The 16,296-nt window shown below is 63.2% G+C and carries 15 protein-coding genes and 1 pseudogene; 4 read left to right on the forward strand and 12 right to left on the reverse strand.

Features of this window, described 5'->3' with window-relative positions; genetic code table 11:
- Nucleotides 1-64: 64 nt before the first annotated feature.
- The 3 genes from pcnB to hda all read right to left on the reverse strand — a co-directional run bounded on the left by pcnB (nucleotide 65) and on the right by hda (nucleotide 2,972).
- The gene (gene pcnB / locus V5B39_RS09950) at nucleotides 65-1,420 is read right to left on the reverse strand and encodes a polynucleotide adenylyltransferase PcnB (RefSeq protein WP_332342759.1); all 1,356 of its coding nucleotides are present in this window, start codon (nucleotides 1,418-1,420) and stop codon (nucleotides 65-67) included.
- 148 nt (nucleotides 1,421-1,568) lie between these two features.
- On the reverse strand, nucleotides 1,569-2,297 hold the full coding sequence (locus tag V5B39_RS09955) for an HAD family hydrolase (protein WP_332342737.1): 729 nt from the start codon (nucleotides 2,295-2,297) through the stop codon (nucleotides 1,569-1,571).
- 18 nt (nucleotides 2,298-2,315) lie between these two features.
- A complete protein-coding gene (gene hda, locus V5B39_RS09960; RefSeq protein WP_332342738.1) occupies nucleotides 2,316-2,972 on the reverse strand; it encodes a DnaA regulatory inactivator Hda in 657 nt (218 codons plus the stop codon).
- Nucleotides 2,973-3,116: 144 nt separating this feature from the next.
- Here hda and purM point away from each other — a divergent pair, with 144 nt between their 5' ends.
- Both purM and V5B39_RS09970 read left to right on the forward strand, forming a co-directional pair.
- On the forward strand, nucleotides 3,117-4,160 hold the full coding sequence (purM, locus tag V5B39_RS09965; protein ID WP_332342739.1) for a phosphoribosylformylglycinamidine cyclo-ligase: 1,044 nt from the start codon (nucleotides 3,117-3,119) through the stop codon (nucleotides 4,158-4,160).
- Between the two features lie 136 nt (nucleotides 4,161-4,296).
- A complete protein-coding gene (locus V5B39_RS09970) occupies nucleotides 4,297-4,617 on the forward strand; it encodes a hypothetical protein (protein ID WP_332342740.1) in 321 nt (106 codons plus the stop codon).
- On the opposite strand, the gene V5B39_RS09975 is transcribed toward V5B39_RS09970, so the two are convergent.
- The 5 genes and pseudogenes from V5B39_RS09975 to V5B39_RS09995 form a co-directional block, all read right to left on the reverse strand.
- Complete coding sequence (locus tag V5B39_RS09975; RefSeq protein ID WP_332342741.1) at nucleotides 4,611-7,514, reverse strand: VIT domain-containing protein; 2,904 nt, start codon at nucleotides 7,512-7,514, stop codon at nucleotides 4,611-4,613. The genes V5B39_RS09970 and V5B39_RS09975 overlap by 7 nt on opposite strands.
- 27 nt (nucleotides 7,515-7,541) lie before the next feature.
- Nucleotides 7,542-9,098 carry a protein adenylyltransferase SelO gene (locus V5B39_RS09980; RefSeq protein ID WP_332342742.1) on the reverse strand — a complete coding sequence of 519 codons (1,557 nt, stop codon included), beginning with the start codon at nucleotides 9,096-9,098 and terminating at the stop codon, nucleotides 7,542-7,544.
- Nucleotides 9,099-9,176: 78 nt separating this feature from the next.
- Nucleotides 9,177-10,157: pseudogene (locus V5B39_RS09985) on the reverse strand (DUF533 domain-containing protein); the annotation flags it as partial.
- A 97-nt stretch (nucleotides 10,158-10,254) separates the two neighbouring features.
- Complete coding sequence (locus V5B39_RS09990) at nucleotides 10,255-11,580, reverse strand: ATP-binding protein (protein ID WP_332342743.1); 1,326 nt, start codon at nucleotides 11,578-11,580, stop codon at nucleotides 10,255-10,257.
- Nucleotides 11,577-12,299 (reverse strand): response regulator, encoded by a 723-nt coding sequence (locus V5B39_RS09995; protein WP_332342744.1) that lies wholly within the window; start codon nucleotides 12,297-12,299, stop codon nucleotides 11,577-11,579. The genes V5B39_RS09990 and V5B39_RS09995 overlap by 4 nt, the downstream gene beginning before the upstream one ends.
- A gap of 199 nt (nucleotides 12,300-12,498) precedes the next feature.
- On the opposite strand from V5B39_RS09995, the gene V5B39_RS10000 reads away from it, so the two are divergent.
- The gene (locus V5B39_RS10000) at nucleotides 12,499-13,023 is read left to right on the forward strand and encodes a periplasmic heavy metal sensor (RefSeq protein ID WP_332342745.1); all 525 of its coding nucleotides are present in this window, start codon (nucleotides 12,499-12,501) and stop codon (nucleotides 13,021-13,023) included.
- 219 nt (nucleotides 13,024-13,242) lie between these two features.
- A complete protein-coding gene (locus V5B39_RS10005) occupies nucleotides 13,243-13,506 on the forward strand; it encodes a hypothetical protein (RefSeq protein ID WP_332342746.1) in 264 nt (87 codons plus the stop codon).
- Nucleotides 13,507-13,731: 225 nt separating this feature from the next.
- Here V5B39_RS10005 and V5B39_RS10010 read toward each other — a convergent pair whose 3' ends face one another.
- From V5B39_RS10010 to V5B39_RS10020, 4 genes are all read right to left on the reverse strand, one after another.
- Nucleotides 13,732-14,127, reverse strand: coding sequence for a type II toxin-antitoxin system VapC family toxin (locus V5B39_RS10010; RefSeq protein ID WP_332342747.1), 396 nt, complete (start codon nucleotides 14,125-14,127; stop codon nucleotides 13,732-13,734).
- Nucleotides 14,124-14,369 (reverse strand): FitA-like ribbon-helix-helix domain-containing protein, encoded by a 246-nt coding sequence (locus tag V5B39_RS10015; RefSeq protein WP_332342748.1) that lies wholly within the window; start codon nucleotides 14,367-14,369, stop codon nucleotides 14,124-14,126. Before V5B39_RS10015 ends, V5B39_RS10010 begins: the two co-directional genes overlap by 4 nt.
- Before the next feature lie 72 nt (nucleotides 14,370-14,441).
- The gene (locus V5B39_RS22175; protein WP_434735679.1) at nucleotides 14,442-14,681 is read right to left on the reverse strand and encodes a transposase; all 240 of its coding nucleotides are present in this window, start codon (nucleotides 14,679-14,681) and stop codon (nucleotides 14,442-14,444) included.
- Nucleotides 14,682-14,938: 257 nt separating this feature from the next.
- The gene (locus V5B39_RS10020; RefSeq protein ID WP_332342749.1) at nucleotides 14,939-15,835 is read right to left on the reverse strand and encodes an IS982 family transposase; all 897 of its coding nucleotides are present in this window, start codon (nucleotides 15,833-15,835) and stop codon (nucleotides 14,939-14,941) included.
- Between the last annotated feature and the right edge of the window lie 461 nt (nucleotides 15,836-16,296).

Below are 16,296 nucleotides of genomic sequence, written 5' to 3' on the forward strand. Positions count from 1 at the left end.
CGTCAGGGTCTCTTCTCCCACTGCGGTAGCGCCAGCCAGGGAGACTTTGCCGGTGGGCAGCGCTTTATTCCGGGTGCGTGACATCCTGCCCGTTGCCGGCCGGCGGGCGACGCCGCCGGCGACGTTTTCTGGCTTCGCCGGGAGCTGCCGGCAGCAGCATGGCGGCGCGTGCCTCGTCGCTGGCATCGAGAAAAGCGGTCCACCATTCGCCGACGGCCTGATCGACTTCGCCGGACTCGACCCGCAGCAGCAGGAAGTCGTAACCTGCCTTGAAGCGCGGCTGCTGCAGGACGCCGTAGGGACGTTTGCCGGAGCGCTGCTCGAAGCGGGGCTGCAAAGCCCAGATATCCTTGATGTCGCCGGCAATCCGGCGGGTGATCGCGAGTTTTTCGGCCTGCACATCAAGGACTTCATCCATCGCCAGAAAGAGGGACGGGATGGCCGGTTCGCCGCGCGCCTTGAGCGGTTCCCATTTGGCCAGCACCTCGTGCCAGAGCAGGGTGGCAAAAAGGAAGCCGGGCGAGATTGGTTTGCCTTCGCGAACGCGGCGGTCGGTGCTTTCCAGCGCCAGCATGACGAATCGTTCGCCGAGCGCCTGATCGAGAATCACGTCGAGCAGTGGCAGCAGCCCGTGGTGCAGTCCCTCTTCGCGGAGCTCTCTGACGCAGCGAACGGCATGTCCCGAGGTGAGCAGCTTGAGCATCTCGTCGAACAGGCGTGAGGGCGGAACGTTCTCGATCAGGCTGCCCATCTCGCGGATCGGCCGTCGCGCCTCGGGATCGATCGACAGGCTCAGTTTTGCCGCCAGGCGGACGGCACGCAGCATGCGCACCGGATCTTCGCGGTAACGGGTTTTCGGGTCGCCGATCATGCGCAGGGTTTTCTGGCGCAGGTCTGCCACGCCATGGTGGTAATCGACGATGGTTTCGGACGTCGGGTCGTAATACAGGGCGTTGACCGTAAAATCGCGGCGCGCGGCGTCTTCCAGTTGGCTACCGAAAACATTGTCGCGCAGCACCCGGCCCTGTGCGTCAGTCAGTGCCTTGTTGCTGCCCTCTTCCCCGTGGTGGCCGCGGAAAGTGGTCACCTCGATGATTTCCGTGCCCATGCTGACATGCACGATCTGGAAACGGCGGCCGATGATGCGCGAACGGCGAAAGCAGTGGCGGACCTGTTCCGGCGTCGCATTGGTGGCGACATCGAAATCCTTCGGCGTCAGGCCGGCCAGCAGGTCGCGCACGGCGCCGCCGACGATGTACGCCTGGTAGCCATTTTCCTGGAGGGTTTCGATAGTGCGCCGGCAGCCACGACTGATGTCCTCGCGCTGCAGGCCATGCTGGGCGGCGGCGATGATGGCCGGCTCATTGTGCTTGTCCGGGTGATGGCGTCCGAGGACGCGGGAGATGAACTTGCGGATCATTGCGGGTGGTTTCTGCTCGCTGCGATGGCGCAGCGCATGATAATGGATATTGCCATGGCCGGCGGCCGACGTTTTTCTGATGTGCTCACCCAACGGCCATGGCTGTTGCAGCAGGCACCCCCGATCACGAAAGCCATGACCGTTTCCCTCACCCTCGACCCATCTCCCGCTTGCGAGCGAGGGGAAGTTCGTGAGTCGCTGACGCGACTTGCTCATGCAGGAGGCTCATGATCGGCCAGGCCGCAGCTTCGGCGTGCGCGCGCAGTGTCGAATCGGGGTCGACCACCACCGGGTTACTGACCTTGGACAGCAAGGGCAGATCGTTTTGCGAGTCGCTGTAGAACCAGCTCCGCTCGAAGCTGCTCCACCACAGTCCGAGCGCTTCGAGCCAGGCCTCGACGCGGATGATCTTGCCTTCCCGAAACGATGGCAGGCCGCGTGGCCGACCAGTGAACTGGCCGTTCTCCTGTGCCGGAATGGTGGCGATCAGATGCGCGATTCCGAACTCGCGGACGATCGGACCGGTGACGAAGCTGTTGGTGGCCGTGACGATGGCACACAGGGCACCACTATCGAGATGCCCGCGAACCAGCTGCCGCGCCTGCTCGCCGACCAATGGCCGGATCTTTCGGGAAAGGAACTCGCGCTGCCAGGATTCGAGCAAGGCGCGGGGATGGGCCGCCAGCGGTCGGAGCTGGAAATCGAGAAAGACGTCGATGTCAAGGGTGCCGGCCTTGTACTGCTCGTAGAATTCAATGTTTTTGGCTTCATACAGGGCACGGTCGAGAATTCCCTTGCCGATCAGGAACTGCGCCCATTCAAAGTCGCTGTCACCGGCGATCAGGGTATTGTCGAGGTCGAAGAGGGCCAGGTCCATGCTTTACTTTCGGGCGGGTCAGCCAGTCACCGAGGTCTGCAAGACCTCACGCAACAAGGGCAGGGTGATTGGGCGCTTCTGTTCGAGCGAATAACGGTCGATCGCCACCAGCAAGGCCGCCAGGCTGCGCATATCGCGCGGCGCCCGCGCAAACAGGTAGCTGAACACCTCCGGCGGCAGCACCAGACCGCGCATTCTGGCCTGTTCGGCGAGCGCCGCCAGTTTCTCGGCGTCGCTCAACGGCAGCAGGCGATAGAGCAGGCCGCTACCGAGCCGGGTACGCAGGTCTTCGCGCAGGGCCAGGCGTAGCGGCGGCGCATCGGCGGCCGCGAGCAGACGGCCGCCGATGGCGCGCAGGCGATTGATCAGGTTGAAGAGGACGATCTGGCCCGTTTCGCCGAGCGCCTCGACATGGTCGACGGCGTAGAACTCGCCTGTGGGGGCCATTCGAGACAGATCGGGGTCCACGCGTGCGTCGCTGTACGCGGCCTGGCAGGCCTGCAGCAGATGTGATTTACCGGCGCCCGCTTCTCCCCAGAAGAGGAACACCGGTTCGCGGTTGGCTGGCGCCAGCCAGGCGGCCAGGCCGGTCAACGCTTCGGCATTGCTGCCGGCGACAAAATTGTCGAAGCTGGGGCGCGCGTCAGGCAGCAGTTCAAGAATCAACTGGCGCATCGGACGGGGTTCAAGCGGAGGCGTAGGCGCTGCGATCGGCACGCGAAAGAGCCATTTCGGATAAGATTGAGTTTCAGACGTTCATTAATGGCGAATTCTACCACTGCACAGCACCTGCCAGCCTTGCTCCGGATCCCCTAACTCATGACCCAAGAATCTCTCTCCTATCGTGATGCCGGTGTCGACATCGACGCCGGCGATCAACTCGTCGAACGGATCAAACCCTTCGCCAGAAAGACCCTGCGCGAGGGCGTACTCGGCGGCATCGGCGGTTTTGGTGCGCTCTTCGAAGTTCCCAGACGCTACCGCGAGCCGGTACTGGTCTCCGGCACCGATGGCGTGGGTACCAAGCTCAAGCTGGCTTTCGAACTGCAGCGGCACGACACCGTCGGCATCGATCTGGTGGCGATGAGTGTCAACGACATCCTCGTCCAGGGCGCCGAGCCGCTCTTTTTTCTCGACTATTTCGCCTGCGGCAAGCTCGACGTCGAGACCGCTGCGGACGTCGTCAAGGGCATCGCCAGAGGCTGCGAACTTGCCGGTTGCGCGCTGATCGGCGGTGAAACGGCCGAAATGCCGGGCATGTACCCGGCAGGCGAATATGATCTCGCCGGTTTTGCCGTCGGCGTCGTCGAGAAAGCGGCGATCATCGATGGCTCGACGATCATTCCGGGGGACGTGCTGCTCGGACTGCCGTCATCGGGTGCGCATTCCAACGGCTATTCTCTGCTGAGGAAGATCATCAGTCGCGCACAGCCGGACCTGACGCAGGCCTTCGACGGCGAAACGACGTTCGCCGAAGCCATCCTGGCGCCCACGCGGATCTACGTGAAAGCCTTGCTGGCGCTGCTGCAGGCGTTGCCGGTCAAGGGCCTGGCGCACATTACCGGCGGCGGTCTCACCGGCAACGTGCCGCGCATCCTGCCGCCTGCAGTCAAGGCCGAGATCGCGCAGGCGGCGTGGCCGCGCCCGAAGCTCTTTGATTGGCTGCAGCGCGAAGGCGGCGTCACCGACAGCGAAATGCACCGCGTCTTCAACTGCGGTATCGGCATGGTCGTCGTCGTCGCTCGCGAGGACGTGCAACAGGCCTTGCAGATCCTGCATGCAGCCGGTGAAGCGGCGATGGTCATCGGGGCGATCAAACCCAGAGCGGCCGGTGACGCGGCGACGGTCGTCTTTTCCGGGTAGGGGTAGGCAATGAATAGTGGTATAGTCATCAAGGCCCTAGCCCTGATCGACGGCGGCAACGCCGAGTTTCTTCAATGATTATTCACCGGGTGGCCGACCAGATCCCCTGGCTTGGTCGTCGCCTGAAGGAGAGAAAATGCCTAACCGTCTGATGCGGGTCGTGACCTTGGTCGTCGGCACCGTACTTCTCAATACCGGGTGCATCCTGTCGCAAACCGTGGACCGCAACTACCTGGGCGTGAACGTTCCAGCAGAGACCCAGGATCGGAAACTGGCCGGCCTTTTTCTGCTGCCCTTTGCCACCGTACTCGATGTGCTCACCTTGCCGGTGCAGGCCGGGGCGGTGTTGACCCACGGCGACGACTTCCCTTTCAGCTATCAGGGCAAGGGCGACGTTACCCACAGCGGGGAGCAGGGCAACGTCGGGCAACCTGCTGAATCCTATCGGCGTTACTGACCGACTACGAATTCCCCCACCGTCACCACCTCGCGCTGCCCCTTGAGCCGCAGGGTCAGCCACTCTTCCTTCTGGGCGGCGCTACCGAAAGCGGTGTACAGGCGCAGACTGAGCGTCGTCGCTCCCGCGACTACTTGCTGGCGGTGTCCGTAGAACTGCGCCTGCACGAGATAGCGGCCAGGCTTGGCCTTTTTCAGGGAAAACTCCTCGGGTCCGTAACCCCCGGTGAAATCGCGTGACATCGCGCCGCCCTGATAGGTCAGGCGGTTGCCATAGTAGGCCTTTTCTCCGTTGGGGTCGGTGACCCAGAGGTCGATGTCGGTATTGTCGGCATCCCAGGCCAGGAGCACGCGCAAATCGAGCGGCAGATTGCGCAGAAAACGCGGGTCGATCGCCGAAGTGTCGATTCCTGATGGCGCAGTGGCGATCAGCGCGTTCATTTCCGCCAGGGCCACCAGTTCGATATCCGGGAAGCGGTTGTGCCAGGGGCGCGTCACCACCTGGTAGAGCGACTCCACGGCCTGCTGCCGGTCGCCGGCTTCTGCCTGCGCCAGTCCAAGGTCACGCCAGGATTGCGGTTCGTTGGGCGCCAGATCGAGGACGCGTTGCAGCACCGGTACGGCGAGGTCGGCGCGTTTCGCCTGCAGCAGGCGGTAGCCCAGAATGCGCAGGATGTGACGGTTTTCGAGATCCATCTCGGCCAGGTTGGAAAGGATGCGCAGCGCCAGTTCCGGGCGGGAACGCTCGAAGAAAATGTCGGCCGCGTCGAGAAAGAACGCCGTACTGTTCAGGTAAGCGGGTCGCTCGTCGAGATAGACGCGATAAAGCTGGTCGGCTTCGGTCTTGCGCAGGCGCTCGGCATAGGGAGCGTCGGGAAGCCACTTCTTGAGCTGGATCCTGGCGACGGGTGCTTCGGCATCGGCAAGCTTCGCCTTGCTCGCCGGGGCGGCGGCTGCCATTCGCGGCATCGGCGCAACGCCGGCCGGGGCAGGCGCCGGTGGTGCTGCCGAAGCGGGCTGACTTCGTTCCATCATCATGCCGGGTGCGGCTCCTGCGGCCGCTGCCACTTTGGCTTCCTGCCTCGCTTGTGGGCGGTCTCCCTTGGGGAAGTCGCGTTCCCACCAGGCCTGTTTTTCCTTGAAGCGACGCGCGATGTCTTCGATGTGACTGGCGCGGTCGCGTTCGACCTGCTGCCGACGGCTTGCCGCAAGCCGCTCGTAGTCGTCACGCAGCTCGGCAGGGGGCGGGATTTCATGGCGCACATAGTCTTCAACGCGATCCAGGACGATCAGCGAAGTACCCGGTGTGACCAGGCCAAAGGACTTGCCGAGGCGGGCAATGGTTGTCCGATGGATGTTCCGCTCCGGCAACAACTGCTGTAGCCGCAGGCGTGCCCAGGCCTGCGCCGCAAAACTGGCTGGCAGTGCGTTCGTGCTGCCGACCCGGACTTGCTGACGTTCGATACCGCCGCCGGGCTTGCGCCATTCCAGATCGAGCACCGCCGTCGGCTCGGTCAGGACGCCGGCCACCGCCAGGCGCCCCGATTCCGGATCGGGCAGCGCCGCCACCAGTTCGCGCGCGCCGTTGGAACGTAGGCTGGCCAGGGCTGGGCCGATGCTGCGCAGCGCCGTCACCGCCGCCGCCGGCGAAGTCGCGAGCAGATCGATATAGACGCCACCGCTTTTTGTCGCCGCCTGGCGCAAACGCTCGCCATCGGCCGCTGCTGCGGCGCTGACGGCAAACAGCGGCCGGTCGAAATCAGGCATGCTCTGGGCAGAAAAATTGCCCAGGCCGTCGGAGAAGAGCAGCACGGCATCCGCCGCGGCGGGGGGGCGAAAAGCCGCCATGTTGGTCGCCCCGTCATAGCTTACCTGTTCCAGGCGCGCGCGCAGATTCGACCAGTCGCCTCCCTTGATGACGAAATTGCCGCCGTCCTCGGCGCTGTCGCGGGCCAGTGTCAGCCGCACCTGGCCATTGCCGAGGGCCTTGAAATAGGCGTCGAGCAGGGCAAATTCGCGCCCGTGCTCGCGCTCGGCACCGGAACCCGAAGCGTCCCAGACCAGGGCCAACTGCCCTGGTTTCGGTCGTGCGGCAGAGGGTACCCCGGGCCCCGGCAGTTCGGCGTAGAAGTACCGTTTGCCGTCGAACTCCTCGACCGTTACCAGTGGACCCGTGGGTGGCGAGAAGCTCACTTCGGCCAGCCGTTCCGGCTGATCATCGCGGCGATGCCATGTCAGCGTTGCCCCACCTTCACGGTTCTCCCAGCGGGCACCGCTCAGGCCGCGCACTACCCTGGCCGCATCGGCTTTGAGTCCGGGCGCCTGAATCCGTAGATCGAAATTCCCCAGCCGTTCGCCGAATGCCAAAGGCAGGCGCAACCGTGCCGTCCCATCACGTCTTCCCGGCAGATGTTCGCTGATCGTCAGCGATACCTTGCGGTCGCCTTGCGCCGGAATCGGGTAGATACGCAACTTGTAGTTGTTGCCCTGGGTGGCCTCCAGCAGGGCCGGATCGACCCGTGTCCGCGTCACCTCCTCGAAGACTTCCTGACCGCGAGCCTTGTCGACGGGTACTGCCGGTCGCCACTTGCCGTCGAAATCGAACGCGAAACCACTGACCGCCTGACCGTCGAGCAGGGGGAATTGCAGTTCGCCTTCGAGTACGCGGGCGTTGGGATTGTGGAAGGTCATTTCGACGGTGCTCTTCGCCAGGCGGCCAAGCACCACCACATCGACGTTGACGCGGGTCAGCCGAACCGGCTGTGCCGCTTCCGGCGTACGCAGGAGGATGGGCGGGACGACCCTCGGCGGCGGCTCGCTGATCAGCAGGTTCTGGGCAGCCGCGACCTGTCCAGCGCAGAACAGTGCCAGCAAGACCAGCGCTTTGACGACTTTCATGATTGGACTCCTTTTTTGCGAACTTTCTCACGAACTGCAGGAGAGCATCGAACACCCCGCCCGGTGTCTCGCCCAATCGGGCCGCTTGGCGCTGAATGCTTCCCGCCCCGGCTGCTCATCATAAGGCCGGCGCAGGATCTCGAGCAGTTCATCGACCCGCTGCATGTCGCCCTGTTCGGCGAGGTCGATGGCCTGCTGCGCGAGGTAGTTGCGCAGGACGTAACGCGGGTTGGCGGCATTCATCCGTGCCGCCCGTCGATCTGCCGGCAGTCCCTCCTGTCGCAGGCGGGCAGCGTAGCGCTGCAGCCACTGCAGCAGATCGCCGGCAAAGCGCTGCCGGAGGTCCTGACGGTAGAATGATTCCTGCACGACCTCGACGCTCGGCTGCCCGATGTCCAGGCGGGCCAGGCTGCGGAAAAACTCGGTCATGTCGATTTCCGCCCGATGCATCAGCCCGTAAAGGTCCTCGAGCAGATCGACATCGTCATCCTGCCAGCATTCGAGGCCCAATTTGGCTGCGTAGGCAGCGCGGAATTCGTTGGCATACACCTCCCCATAATGTTCGAGGGCGTCGGCCAGCTCGTTAGGTTCAGGCATCAGCATCGCCAGCGCTTCGGCCAGTCGTTCGAGATTCCAGAGCGCGATCGCTGGTTGCCGGGCAAAGCAGTAGCGCCGGGTCGATGCGTCGGTGGTGTTCGGAGTCCAGCCGGGGTCGAAATTGTCCACCCAGCCGTAGGGGCCGTAATCGATGGTCAGGCCGAGAATCGACATATTGTCGGTATTCATGACCCCATGTACGAAGCCGACGCGCATCCAGTGCACCATCAGGCGCGCGGTACGTTCGCAGATTTCCCTGAACCAGGCCGCCAAGTTGTTCGCAGTGCCGGCGGCGGCCCGTTCGGGGAAGTCGCGCGCCAGGGTGAACTCGACCAGGCGCTGCAGCAGGACACGATCACCGCGCGCTGCCAGCAGCTCGAAATGGCCGAACCGGGTGAATGAGGGTGCAACCCGACAGACCACCGCACCCGGCTCGGCGACCGGATGCCCGTCGTAGAACATGTCGCGGATGACCGTCTCACCGGTCCCGACGAGACTCAATGCGCGTGTCGTCGGCACGCCGAGGTGGTGCATCGCTTCGCTGCACAGGAACTCGCGAATCGACGAGCGCAGCACCGCACGGCCGTCGGCGCGGCGCGAGTAGGGCGTCGGGCCGGCTCCCTTGAGCTGCAGTTCAAAGCGCTGCCCCTGATGATTGAGTACTTCGCCGAGCAGGATCGCACGGCCATCGCCGAGCTGTCCGGCCCATTGCCCGAACTGGTGGCCACCGTAGCAACTGGCATAGGTCGCCATGCCCGGCAGCCGTCCATTACCGGACAGCGCGGCGAGCAATTCCGGTGCCGCCATCGCCTGTTCGTCGAGATCGAGCGCCGCCGCCACCTCGCGCGAATGTGCGAGCAGTCTCGGCGCGGTCACTGGCGTCGGATCGACCGGCGACCAGCAGGCGCCGAAGACCTGCCGCGACACATTGCTTCGCTCGGGGTCACCCGGCAGTTCGCGCAGAAAACGATTATCGAAGGTGAGCATGGGGAGATCGTGTCGGAAGAGCGGTGACGAGCCGGCGGCATCGCTGCGCCGTGTGGAGCGCGTGAACGTAGCAGAAAATCAGCCCTGCCTGACCAGTTCGATGATCCGGGCTGTATCGAGCGTCCGTGCCCTGGCCTGCATTTCGGGCAGGTAACGGCTTTGCAGTCCTTTGGCCTCGCCGAGCATGTCGTCGAAAGCGGTGCGCAGCATCGGCGCCGAGAAGCTGCGACCGCCCGCGTAGTAACGTTTGGCGACGTGCCCGAGCGCATAGGTGCTGGCGAAACTCATTCCCGAACTGACCGCCTGTTTGCCAAGACCGCGCAACAGGCCGCCGCCAACCTTGTCGAACAGACCGCCGAGCAGTTTGCGGCCGGCCTGTTCGAGGTACTGCGAGGTCAGCCCGACCCCGAGCGTGGCAAGAAAATCCTTGATATGGCCGCGATCGAGTTCGAAACCATGGGATTTGCCGATGCGATAGACCAGTTTCATCTGCAGCGGGATGATCGCCATCGTCGACAGCGATTCCGGCAGCAGTTCGAGTGCGCCATTGAGGATCGACGCATTGAGAATCAGCTGGTCCATTTCCGCCTCGCTCAATGTCGATGCATGCTCGACAGCAGAAAGAGGAGCGGGTGCCGGCGGCGGTGGTGTGCTGCCGCTTGCGCCTGCGCCGAGTGGCAGTGCTGCGATGGTTTCCGCCTGCCGGCTGTAGGCTGTCGACTGCTGCAGGTCAAGCGCGAGAGCGCTCTGCAGGTCGGCGAGAAAAGCCTGTTCGGCAGCGCTCTGCACGCCGTCGGCGTCACAGACGCAGACCGCCATTTCGAAAGCGAGCTGCCGCGCGTTCGGGGTCGTCAGAGCGGCCACTGTCGAGGCCATCGAGACGCGCTTGAGCAGCACGTCCTGATAGAGCGCGGCGAGGTTGATCGATCCCTCGCCAGCCAGGGCGTCGGCGATGCGCTTGAGTTCGGCGCGCTCGGATTCGTTCTTGTGGCCGTCGGCAAAGGCGGCCATCAGGCAGAGAGTGAGAATGGCTTGCTGTTCCTGTTCGTTCATGTGAAGGGTCTCCGGTAAAGTGGTGGTTTGGCCGGATGAGTATCCGGAAGTTCCGCATCACGATCAAGGTGCATGCATTGCCGATGTCTGCACTCGGGCCTGTTCAGCGAGTCGGCAGGCGAACCAGGACTTCCAGGCCACCGCCGGGCGCGTCGGCCAACAGTAGCTCACCGCCACAGCCGGTGACGATACGCCGGACGATCGCCAGACCGAGTCCGCAACTGCCGTCGGTGGCGCGCGCCGGTTCGAGCTGGGCGAAGGGTTCGAGGGCGCGGGGGCGATCCGCGCCGGCAATTCCCGGCCCGTGGTCGCGCACGCGCAGCACTGCGACGCCGGTACTGTCCCATGCCAACTGTACTTCGACCGGTGGCGCACCATGCTGCAGGGCGTTGTCGATCAGGTTGTCGAGCAGCCGTTGCAGATTGCCGGTGGTTATCGCCACCCGGCATTGCGCCGTAGCGGCGCTGACCGTCAATTCGACGGCGCGGCCGAGTTCGCGCTGGCGCGCGACCGCCTCGTGCAGCAGCGTCGCGATGAAGAGCGGCGCGGGCGCCACCCCCTCGGTGTTTTCGCTACGCAGGAAAGCCAGGCATTGACCGACGATCCGTTCCATGTCGTCGACGTCGCGCACCAGGCCGGCGCAATCACCGCTTTCCTGTTGATCGCCGGCAAGCAGCGCCAGGCGCAGGCGCAAGCGTGTCAGCGGTGCGCGCAGATCGTGCGTCAGGCCGGCGAGCATCTCGCGGCGCTCGGCCGCCGCTGCCGCCAACTGGCCCAGCATGGTGTTGTGACGCTCGGCCAGGCGCCGCACCTCGCGCGGACCTTCCGGCGTTGCCGTGCGTGCCGCTCCGTCGCCGGTTGCCGCGACGGCATCGCCAAGGCGGGCCAGTGGTCCGACGATGCCGTGCACGAAGAGGCCGGCGATCAACAGCACGGCGGCCAGCGTCAGCGCCAGAAACCACCACAGATCGGAGGGCAGCGCTTGCGGCTCGAAGCGTGGTGGCGGCAGCAGCAGCCACCAGCGCTCGTTGCCGGCCAGGAAACCGATCCACAGGCCGCTGCGCTGCCCCGGACCGCCGTGCCGGAGCAATACCGGTTCGCCGAGACGTTCGGTGAGGTCATTGGCAAGACGGCGGGCGAAAGGAAAGAGCGGCTGGTGAGTCGGCACACCGCTGCTGTCCGGACGCACCTGCAGCCCCTGCTCGCCGGCATCAGCAGCACTCAGGGCCTGGCGAGCATCATCGCCGAGCCCCGGCAGCACCACCTGCAACAGACGCACCTGGCCGGCGATCAGTTGCACCGTCTGATTGACGTGCGAGCTGCGGCGGAAATGGCCGAGCAACGAGAAGGTGGCGATTTCCGCGACGGCGATGACGGCAATCACCAGCAGTACCGTCCGTCCGGCCAGCGAAGCGGGAAAAAGTCTCATTCTGCGTCGGCGTCGCTGGCGGCATCCGGAACGAAGACATAGCCGACTCCCCACACCGTCTGCAGGTAGCGCGGGTGGGTAGGATCGGCCTCGATCAGACGCCGCAGGCGGTGGATCTGAACGTCGATGGCACGGTCGAAGGACTCGCTGGCGTCGCCGCGCGTCAACTCGAGCAGACGTTCACGCTTCATCGCCTGGTTGGCGTGATTGATCAGGGTGTTCAGCAGCGCGAATTCACCGCTGGTCAGTGCCACCGCCTGGCCGTTTCTCGACAACTGGCGCGCAGCCCGGTCGAAGAGCCATTCGCCGAAATGTGTGACGCCGCCTGCGGAATCGGGTGCTGCCGCCGGCGAGCGCGTGCCACGCCGCAGCACTGCCTCGATGCGGGCGACCAGCTCGCGCGGATCGAAAGGTTTGCCGAGATAATCGTCGGCCCCCATCTCCAGGCCGATCACCCGGTCGACCGGCTCGTCGCGCGCGGTCAGCATGATCACCGGTCGCGTCTCACCACGCGCGCGCAGCCGCCGGCACGCCGCCAGACCGTCTTCCCCAGGCAGCATCAGGTCAAGGATCAGCAATTGCGGCTGGTAGCGTTCGAGAAAGGCATCGAGCTGGCGCGTATCGGGCAACAGCAGGGTGTCGAAACCGTGCCGGCCGAGATAGGTGGCGAGCAACTGGCGCAACTCGGCGTCGTCGTCAATGAGGAGAATTTTTTTCATGATCGTGGCGGCTGTGGCGATTGCCCGCATTCTATGCTGTTGTCGGCCTTGCTCTGGCTGGAAGAAACAATTTGCAACGCAACACCACGGCGATGAAATCGTTTGCAATGCCAGGCAGGGCACAATGGCGACATCGCGAGAGGGCAGACAACAACCGCGCCCGCCGCGATCGATCAACCTCACTGACAGGAGTCATCCCATGAAATCGAAATTCTCGCCGCGTATTCTCGTCACTGCACTGGTCCTGGCGCTCGGCGTCGGCGGTGCGGCTTTCGCCATGAGCCCCGAACGTTGTGGCGCGCCCGGCGGACGGATGGAACAACGGATGCAATACCACATGAAGGAAATGTCGCGCCTGCACGACGACCTCAAGCTGGACGCCAAGCAGGAAGCGCTCTGGCAGGAAGCCGAGCAGTTCAGCAAGACCGGCATGCGCGAGATGCGCGAGCAGATGCGCAAGCACCACGAAGAAGTCCTGGCCAGCGTCAGCAAACCGGGTGCCGACCTGCGCGCCATCGTCAGGCAGATGGATGAACTCAGGGATGCCGGCCGCAAGCAGCGCGAGGCCGGCCGCGACCGCTGGCTGGCGGTCTACGACAGCTTCGACGCCGCGCAGAAGGAAAAAGCGCGCCTGTTCTTCAAGAGCAAGATCGAACGGATGGGGCCGGGCGGCCACTTCGGACCAGGTGGGCCGCGTGGTCCCCGTGGCCCGGCTGGCGACTGAGCGACAAGGCTTCCCCTTCCACCGACAGGTGCCCCGCGTCCTCTCGCGGGGAGGGCGCAGGGGAAGGTGGCTGTGTGCCAGCACGGCCACCCCGGCATCGATGATCGTTGCGGGGCGATTGAAGAGGCCTATAAAATCATCCGGATCTCCCGCTTGACTTTGCCATCATAATGATTAGCATGGCGGCTCCTTTCATGCAACCCACTTTGGGAGAGTCAGATGAAATTGAATATCAGCGCAACGTGCCTCCTGCTGTCCATGCTGTTCAGCGGAGCAGCTTTTGCCGATGCCGATGACAGGAAGTGGATTTCTCAGTGTATCAAGGACAACAAGGGAGAAGGCGCCACCGCTGAGGTAGTCCGCAAGTACTGCGTATGCATGAACGACAAGATGGACGAAAACGAGACTCGCTCCATCTCGGTATGGGAAAAGGCCAACCCCAAGGCGATGAAGGATTGCGAGAAGCAGGCCGGCTGGAAGTAACCGAGCCAGCGATCGGGTAATTTCAGGGCCGGGTTTTCCCGGCCCTGGCATTTCGTGGTTGCGAAAATTGAATCACTGCAAACTTTGTGATGCGCTCGTGCTTGCGAGAGCTGGGACGAAAATTTGCTTGATGAGCGTTGTCAGAAACCCCATCTTGGCACTTCGTGGCCGTCTCCAGGCTCAATCCGCACGGCTGGCTTGGGACGAGGCCGTCCCTTTCATTCCTTAGGCATCAGGAAGAAGACTCGTGCGCGCGGGAAATGCCTTCGCCAACTTCGCGTCGGTGGTCACAAGTTTGACGTCCAGGAAGTCGGCAAGCGCAATGAATTCGCAGTCGTAGCCTGAGCAACCGCTACTTCTGGACAGACGGAGCACGTCCATTGTCTGCACCTCGTACTCCTCGGTCCCGATGAGCGCTGCCGCTCGATGATGCAGCGCCGCCGCGTCCGCGACTTCCATGAGCTGGTTCCGCACGTACGTCGCGAGAATGTTCCTCAACTCACTGCGCCACAGGCGAGGGGCTGCCCAGTCTGAGTCGGTCGCCAACAGTCTCTCGGCACTCGGCGTGTACTTGCCCGGAATCAGTAGATACGCCAGCACGCTCGTGTCGACAACGATCACGGCCGACCTTCCCGCTTGAGACGATCAATGTCCTCGTGCTTGAACGCATCCTTCGGCAGCCTCGCGCGAAGAGCCTGAATGGCAGCCAGATGCTGAAGCGCCGTAGTCTTCTTCGGCAGAAGCAGAGTCTCAAGGCAGGCAATCACCTCGCTGTTCACGCTTCTCCTGTTTGCCTCGGCCGACAACTTCAGGCGGTCGTAAACGTCGTCGGGTATTCCTTTGAGGGTAATGGTCGTTGGCATGGTGCCTCCAGGAGTCAGCAGAAACCATTATGGTATCTTCTGGGTTCCGTCGCAAGCACGTGCTGATACCTCTCAAGAGTACGCGCCGAGCGCGGACTGGCGGGTTCTCAGCGCTGCGGCGGCCAAGCGCAGAGCCTGGGCCGCGCGGTTGGCACAACGCTTGGTCTGGCCGCTCATCCCCTTGCCACCGATGATCTGGGTGCCCGGGCACAAACCCAGCCCGCTCGCGAAGTGGCCCTCCGTGGGAAAGCGTGACCTGTCGGCCCCGGTCTCGCTGATGACCGCCAGTCCACCCGGCAGGCTTGGCGCCAATCAGCCATGGCATTGAGGCCAACCGTGAAGCTGGGAAACTCGCGCACCGGTTCCCGCACCGGTTCCTCGTCCCGGTTCGGTGGTACGACCACCAAATGCGCCGCGCTGCCAATGTCAATTCTTGCCGCATTGAGGGGGGATCGTCAGTGCCACTCGGGACTGACCCGGCTTGAGGCGGAGGCTTCGATTGCGTTGAGCCATGGCGTGCTCCATCATTAGTTGGGCGTCTTGCCCAGTAGACTGACCTATCATTAACGTCAGTTCGGGATAAGCGTGGGGGATTGAGAGAGCCGACGGACGTCTTGTAGCGACAATTTTGGCTTATTGGGCATGAGGCAATAGGCGATGAGGCCGGCCAGCAGATTGACGGCGAAATGGATGGGCGAGCGATGGCGGGTGTGCTCGATCTGACAGAGGTTTTTCAGTTCGTCGATGACGGTTTCCACGAGCGATCGCTGCCGTAGCATCGCCTCGTCAAAGGGAGTCAGGGCGACGGGCTTCCTGTTTTTCTTGACCTTGGTCACAAAATCAATGCCAAGGTCCTTCATGAAGGCGGTAAGCCATTTGGCGATATAGCCCTTGTCGGCATACAGTTTGCCAAAGAGCCGCTCCGCAAAGTGGCACCAGGGTTTGCGGTCATCGACATTGCCCGGAGTGAGCTTGACGCCCAGCAGTTCGCCCAAGTGATTGATGACCCGATGGAGTTTGAACCCGAAAAACCAGCCGGTAGAACTCTTGCCCCGCGCCGCCATGCCCTGGAAGACCCGGTGAGACGAAATCCGCAGGTTTTCGCAGACGGTGAGGGGCGTCGAATCGGCCATCGACACTCCCGTGCACTGGCCCGTGAGTTCCTCGAACAGAGCGGCCAGCGCTATCGCGCAGCGCGGCAACCACTCGACACACCGCTGATACGTCGGTAGCCGGGGAAATTCAGCGCGCAGGTGTGGGCACACATGAATCAGGTAGAAGGACTTGAACTGCCGGTAGCGAATCTGATGGAACAGCACCACCCGCGTCATCAACTCGGGTAGGGAAAGACTGCCTTTCCGTGACCGGTGACGCTTGCCATCGGTCAGCAGTCGGGCCTTGAGTTGGGGTTCGGCCGCTTTGTAAAAGTCGTCTATCCGGCAGTCAGTGTCGGTCATCTCGTCCATGATGAGGCCCTCTGTATAACGGGAGTGATTAGGTCATGCACCCAATTTACCCAGACAACGGCGACGCCATAGCCTTATACACAACTCATCTGGGATCATAAATACCTATACAAAACATCAGGTTACCGAATTGCATAAAAATCCGCTCATTTAAGCATGTTTCATCTACAAATCAACGCGTTAGGTCACTTTTTGCCCATGCTGAATGAGTTGTGTATAAGGCTATGCGGCGACGCCCATCGGTTTCTCATCAACAGGTTAGCGCCACTTTTCCGGCTTCGTTATCCCGAACTGACGTTATCATTAATGGGTGCGCTCGATGGCCGCCATCCGGGGTACGAGTCGGTTCAGCGGGTCCCGTGAGCTTGCGGGGCCAAGCCGCCAAAATATGGCGCGACCTCTTCCCGCCGCTTCCCAACTCGGATCTTCTTTCATCATCCCGGGGGGCCGCAACTGCAATG

This window comes from Accumulibacter sp., from assembly GCF_036625275.1.
GTDB lineage: Bacteria > Pseudomonadota > Gammaproteobacteria > Burkholderiales > Rhodocyclaceae > Accumulibacter.

Coding starts and splice junctions, on each gene's coding strand:
- purM (WP_332342739.1), top strand. CDS start 3,117: ATGACCCAAGAATCTCTCTCCTATCGTGATGCCGGTGTCGACATCGAC.
- V5B39_RS10005 (WP_332342746.1), top strand. CDS start 13,243: ATGAAATTGAATATCAGCGCAACGTGCCTCCTGCTGTCCATGCTGTTC.
- hda (WP_332342738.1), bottom strand. CDS start 2,972: ATGCGCCAGTTGATTCTTGAACTGCTGCCTGACGCGCGCCCCAGCTTC.
- V5B39_RS10000 (WP_332342745.1), top strand. CDS start 12,499: ATGAAATCGAAATTCTCGCCGCGTATTCTCGTCACTGCACTGGTCCTG.
- V5B39_RS10020 (WP_332342749.1), bottom strand. CDS start 15,835: ATGGACGAGATGACCGACACTGACTGCCGGATAGACGACTTTTACAAA.
- pcnB (WP_332342759.1), bottom strand. CDS start 1,420: ATGATCCGCAAGTTCATCTCCCGCGTCCTCGGACGCCATCACCCGGAC.
- V5B39_RS09955 (WP_332342737.1), bottom strand. CDS start 2,297: ATGGACCTGGCCCTCTTCGACCTCGACAATACCCTGATCGCCGGTGAC.
- V5B39_RS09980 (WP_332342742.1), bottom strand. CDS start 9,098: ATGCTCACCTTCGATAATCGTTTTCTGCGCGAACTGCCGGGTGACCCC.
- V5B39_RS09975 (WP_332342741.1), bottom strand. CDS start 7,514: ATGAAAGTCGTCAAAGCGCTGGTCTTGCTGGCACTGTTCTGCGCTGGA.
- V5B39_RS09995 (WP_332342744.1), bottom strand. CDS start 12,299: ATGAAAAAAATTCTCCTCATTGACGACGACGCCGAGTTGCGCCAGTTG.
- V5B39_RS09970 (WP_332342740.1), top strand. CDS start 4,297: ATGCCTAACCGTCTGATGCGGGTCGTGACCTTGGTCGTCGGCACCGTA.
- V5B39_RS10015 (WP_332342748.1), bottom strand. CDS start 14,369: ATGCCAACGACCATTACCCTCAAAGGAATACCCGACGACGTTTACGAC.
- V5B39_RS09990 (WP_332342743.1), bottom strand. CDS start 11,580: ATGAGACTTTTTCCCGCTTCGCTGGCCGGACGGACGGTACTGCTGGTG.